Source organism: Collimonas sp., assembly GCF_044339385.1.
GTDB lineage: Bacteria > Pseudomonadota > Gammaproteobacteria > Burkholderiales > Burkholderiaceae_D > Collimonas.
Window position 1 is genome coordinate 1 of sequence record NZ_JBIIVN010000180.1, and the last position, 4,655, is coordinate 4,655.

General features: G+C 56.9%; 6 protein-coding genes and 1 pseudogene. 2 read left to right on the forward strand and 5 right to left on the reverse strand.

The annotated features are described in order from the left end of the window. Positions 1–121 precede the first annotated feature (121 nt). Positions 122–241 (forward strand): hypothetical protein, encoded by a 120-nt coding sequence (locus ACIQ0R_RS11290; protein WP_395827381.1) that lies wholly within the window; start codon positions 122–124, stop codon positions 239–241. A gap of 42 nt (positions 242–283) precedes the next feature. Here the strand turns inward: ACIQ0R_RS11290 and ACIQ0R_RS11295 are convergent. Together ACIQ0R_RS11295 and ACIQ0R_RS11300 are read right to left on the reverse strand one after the other, a co-directional pair. Further along, a pseudogene (locus ACIQ0R_RS11295) lies at positions 284–1,205 on the reverse strand (LysR family transcriptional regulator). Positions 1,206–1,252: 47 nt separating this feature from the next. Then, positions 1,253–2,176 carry a rhodanese-like domain-containing protein gene (locus ACIQ0R_RS11300; protein ID WP_395827384.1) on the reverse strand — a complete coding sequence of 308 codons (924 nt, stop codon included), beginning with the start codon at positions 2,174–2,176 and terminating at the stop codon, positions 1,253–1,255. A gap of 321 nt (positions 2,177–2,497) precedes the next feature. Here ACIQ0R_RS11300 and ACIQ0R_RS11305 point away from each other — a divergent pair, with 321 nt between their 5' ends. Beyond that, positions 2,498–3,475: an NAD(P)H-quinone oxidoreductase gene (locus ACIQ0R_RS11305; RefSeq protein ID WP_395827386.1), complete on the forward strand. Its 978-nt coding sequence runs from the start codon at positions 2,498–2,500 to the stop codon at positions 3,473–3,475. Positions 3,476–3,512: 37 nt separating this feature from the next. On the opposite strand, the gene ACIQ0R_RS11310 is transcribed toward ACIQ0R_RS11305, so the two are convergent. From ACIQ0R_RS11310 to ACIQ0R_RS11320, 3 genes are all read right to left on the reverse strand, one after another. Further along, positions 3,513–3,761, reverse strand: a complete 249-nt coding sequence (locus tag ACIQ0R_RS11310) for a hypothetical protein (RefSeq protein ID WP_395827389.1) — start codon at positions 3,759–3,761, stop codon at positions 3,513–3,515. Next, positions 3,758–4,093: a c-type cytochrome gene (locus ACIQ0R_RS11315; protein WP_395827392.1), complete on the reverse strand. Its 336-nt coding sequence runs from the start codon at positions 4,091–4,093 to the stop codon at positions 3,758–3,760. The genes ACIQ0R_RS11310 and ACIQ0R_RS11315 overlap by 4 nt, the downstream gene beginning before the upstream one ends. Positions 4,094–4,210: 117 nt before the next feature. Next, complete coding sequence (locus tag ACIQ0R_RS11320; RefSeq protein ID WP_395827395.1) at positions 4,211–4,411, reverse strand: hypothetical protein; 201 nt, start codon at positions 4,409–4,411, stop codon at positions 4,211–4,213. Positions 4,412–4,655 lie beyond the last annotated feature (244 nt).

A 4,655-nucleotide genomic window follows, 5' to 3' on the forward strand; every position in this document is an offset into this window, starting at 1 on the left:
CTTCGCTTTTTTGTTGTCCGCTGAAACTGTTTCGTTTTAATTCGTTCATATCCTGCCTTCGTTGTTCAGTGCAGGATACTCCTTAAACTATTGTCCGGATTTCCGGGTCCACTATAGTCGTTTGCGCGTCAATGGCATCGACTTGAAAGGTGGTGATGCGTTGAAAGTGATCGATGAAAACCTGGTCACGCTGGAGCAATCCGATGCGGCAGAGGTATTGCTGTTCGACCTGCCGTATTGAGTGCTGCCGACTGGCCGCAAAGCATCAGGCTTTACGGTTCTTTCAAGCGACGCCGGGCACATGGCGGATCAGGCGCGCCATCAGATCGGGCTGGCGCATGCGCGCCAGCCACCATGCCAGGGCCGCGCCCTATTCGCCGCTGCGCCATGCCAGCGAAAATGTCTCGTCCGGCTTCGGCTCTTCGACTTGCTTGACGATCAGCGCGCCGGCGGCGATCGCTGCGCGCGCATGGCTCTGGCAGAAAGCCAAAGCCGATACCGGCGAGTTGCAATGCGTATTTGCTGCGCATGTCGGGTACTGTAAGGGTATCTTGCCCGAACAGCAGTCCAACCGTGCGCGGCGCCATCTTGCGCGCCGAATCGGCCACGCTGATGGCACGATACGGGAGTAATTCAGCTTTGCCCAATATTTTTTTAACGTCGGCTAACGGATGCGTCGGCGCCACCACGAAAACGAAAGAAATTGTGCCGATTGGTTCGGCGTTGTAGCCGCCACCTGCCGGCCCCTGACCGGGCGCGGCAATCAATAAATCGACGCGGCGATCCAGCAACGCCTCCCAAGTACCGGCCAAGGATTCGCGGGCAATGCGCAAGCGGGTTTTATCGGCAACGCCACAAAAAGCGCTGATATCGGATTCCAGCGCGCTTACCGAAAACAACGAGTCGATGCAGACCGTGATTTCTGTCTCCCAGCCGGAGGCGACCCGACGCACCCGATGCTCCAGATCCTCCGCCGCCTTCAGCAGATAGCGGCCCTCTTTCAACAATTCTACGCCAGCGCTGGTCAGTACTACTTTCGGCCCTTGCCTTTCGAATACCTGCACCCCCAAATCCTGCTCCAATTTGGAGACGGTGTAGGAAATCGTCGACGGCACGCGATGTAATTCAACACCGGCAGCAGAGAACGATCCGCAGCGGTCAATCGCGTCAAGAATGAGAAGTGCATCAAGACTGATTCTGAACATGGAAATTCCCGCTAAAGTAGAAAGGACATCGCCAAACCAGCCTGGAACTAGGCGTCGATCGCGTAACCGGCCGCAATCCATGCATCAATGCCGCCGGACAAAGGCCGCACTTTCTTGTAGCCCTTGCGCATTAACTGCTTGGCGACGATCGCCGCAGAAGTTTCGTTTGGACAGGCACAATAGACGATCACTTCCTGGTCCATCGGCGCATCCGGTACGAAACTATTGATTTCATGATGCGAGATCGTCCGCGCACCAGGAATGCGGCCGATTTGTTGTGCCGCCGGTGAGCGCACATCGACGATTGCCGACCGCATGCCGTGCTGCAGCAAGGCGTTCAGTTCTGCAACCGAGATGCGCGCCATGCGCAACGACAATCGGAGGCGACGCCGCTGCCACCATTTGCTGGCCACAAAAACCGAGAAGCCGACAGCGATCAGTATCATCCCGTACTGACCAAGCTGCGTCAGCACATTCAACAAATCATCGACAGTGGTGCTGAACAACGAGCCCAGATAGATGCCGAGACCGGCCCACAACGCCGCGCCGATGCCGTCATACAAAATGAACGTCGCACGTTTGGTGCCGACAGTGCCTGCCAACGCGCTGGCGATAGAGGCAAAACCGGGAATGAACTTGGCTGGCAGAAGCGAACGTGCGCCCCAGCGGGAATAGATCGATTCGGTTTGACGTACGCACGAATCCGGTGAGAGCGAAATGCGGCAGAGTGTGGCCAGCACCTTCCGGCCATAACGTCGGCGCGCCAGATACCAGGCGAAATCGGCAATCAGCGCTGCCACCACCGCGGTAAGCAGCAGCACCGGCGCCGAGTATTCGCCGCGATGCATCAGTGCACCGGTGATCACCAAGGTCGGATAAGCAGGCACAGGAGCACCGAGCTGCTCCACCAGCACATTGAAAAATAAGATCGCCAATCCATATTGTTCGATCAAATGAAACAGATAGGCCATCGTTTTTGTCGCTTAATAACAGGGGAATTAATAAATCGGCAAGATAAACATGCCAGCGTGCATCAGCATCGCATTATAAAGTTGATGGCACAATCGCCTCGGTCTTTTCTGCGAGACATTACCCAACGCCGGGCCGATTGATGGTTGAGATGTCGGCCTTGAGCGCTGTGCACATGTCATTCCACATCGCATTGCACATGCCATACATGCCATACATGCCATACATGCCATACATGCCAAAACATTAAAAACTATCGAACCAGAAAAAAATGACAAATTCCGCTTGGTATACAATGTCTGATTTACCCAACGGATAAACTCATGCGCGCGATTGAAATCATCCACCCCGGCGGTCCCGACGTTCTGCAAATTTGCGAGCGAGCGATCCCCTCTTTCGCCGCTGGCGAAGTATTGATCAAGGTACAGGCCGCCGGCATCAACCGGCCGGACGTGTTCCAGCGCACCGGTAACTATTCGCCGCCGCCGGGCGCATCGGATCTGCCGGGGCTGGAGATAGCTGGTGAAATCGTCGACGGCGACTTCAGCCAGACTCACTTGAGAAAAGGTGATCTGGTGTGCGCGCTGGTGGCGGGCGGCGGCTACGCAGAATATTGCAACGCGCCAGCGCTCCAATGCCTGCCATTGCCAGCGGGCTGGAACGCAATTGAAGCGGGATCGTTGCCGGAAACCTTTTTTACCGTATGGAGTAATGTTTTCGACCGCGCCAAGCTGTCCGCCGGCGAAACCCTGCTGGTGCAAGGCGGCAGCTCCGGCATCGGCGTTGCGGCGATTCAGATCGCTAGCGCACTCGGCCACCGCGTATTCGCCACTGCCGGCTCGGACGAAAAATGCCGCGCCTGCGAAGCGCTCGGTGCGGTACGCGGCATCAACTACCGCAACGAGGATTTCGCGGCAGTGATCAAGGACGCTACCGATGGCAACGGCGTCAATGTGATACTCGACATGGTGGCGGGCGATTACGTAGCACGTGAGATCAGTTGCCTGGCAGATGACGGTCGTCTGGTATGCATCGCCACGCTCGGCGGCAGCAGCGCCAATATCGATTTGCGCCAGGTGCTGATGCGCCGCCTGACGATTACCGGTTCAACCTTGCGGCCGCGCCCGATCGGCTTCAAGGCGGCCATCGCCGCGCAATTGCAGCAGCAGGTCTGGCCGTTGCTGGCGGCACGCAAGATCAAACCGGTAATCTTCCGGACCTTTCCGCTGGAACAGGCAGCACAGGCGCATGCACTGATGGAAAGCAGCTCACATATCGGCAAAATCATGCTGACACTGTGAGCACAACCTTGAAAACACAAAAAAACTGCTCATGGTGTCAGTAAGGGTTAGCTGCGCCTGCCGCTAGCCCAGCGGCACCGCCCGATAGCGACTGACTTCGGCAGAACTGACAATCGCCGCCGCGTACCAGGGTGGCACCGCGTTGCGCTTGCTCGGCCGGATTTACCGCTGCCGCAGCCCGCTGCGGCAGGTTGCGATCGTCGCCATCGCGCATTGCCAATCGCCCCAAAGCGCCAGCGGCCAGCAGCGCCAGAGCGCCAATCGTCCACATTGCCATCCGTCTCATGTATGCTCCGACGAATCAGTGGGGGCACTGCCGCAAGCCAACGGCAGCTTGACCGAGATCCGGGTGACTGCGCTAGCGTCGGCGGGAACTGGCTGCGCAGCCAGCCATGCCGCAACGGCGCCGCTATCTTCAGGAGTCAGGCGCTGCACTATCTGCGCCATACAATCCGGCGCCAGCGCGTGGCGCACACCACTTTTCCAGGCGCCGATCTGAGCAACCAGATAATCTCGCAGCAAACCCAGCGTAGCCGGCTGCACGCCGGTCATGGCACTGCCGTGACAGGCGATACAGGCTGGAAACTTCTTGCCGAGATCGCCCCTATTGACCAGCAAGTCAAGAACACAGCCTCGCGGCCGCAGCGGTTTTTCCGGAAAAACCGGCTCTGCCAGCGCCTGACAATTAACCATAACGAATTACGCAAAAAACGGCATCACAGCGCAGCTGTCGTGTCACTTCGATGATTTCGCAGGCACCAGCGGCTGATCGATGGTGGTTCCCGGTTCGTTGACATACATCTGCTCTTCAAGAATGTCCAATTGCTGGCTACCATCTAGCGCATGCCCGGTCCAACGGTCCGCCGGATTGACCGGCTGCATTTTCTTTTTCTTCTCTGGGTTGATTGCGGGCGCGACATCTTTTCTTTTACCCATGACAGCCTCCTTATCAAGTGACTGCCTTCAATATAGACTGCCCGACATTGCGCGGATAGCAAATAATCGGCAAGTTTCTTCATGTAGCGCCAGAGATGCAAAAACGCCGGTTCAGATAATGAGCTTCCCCCGAAATTTAGTCTTCCATAGGTAACGTAAAATCAACGATCCTTTGGAAAGACCAGCAATGAAGAAGATACCAAAACAGATGTACACGGCGGAGTTCAAGGAGCTAGCCGTGCAA

Coding starts and splice junctions, on each gene's coding strand:
- ACIQ0R_RS11300 (WP_395827384.1), bottom strand. CDS start 2,176: ATGGCCTATCTGTTTCATTTGATCGAACAATATGGATTGGCGATCTTA.
- ACIQ0R_RS11305 (WP_395827386.1), top strand. CDS start 2,498: ATGCGCGCGATTGAAATCATCCACCCCGGCGGTCCCGACGTTCTGCAA.
- ACIQ0R_RS11310 (WP_395827389.1), bottom strand. CDS start 3,761: ATGAGACGGATGGCAATGTGGACGATTGGCGCTCTGGCGCTGCTGGCC.
- ACIQ0R_RS11320 (WP_395827395.1), bottom strand. CDS start 4,411: ATGGGTAAAAGAAAAGATGTCGCGCCCGCAATCAACCCAGAGAAGAAA.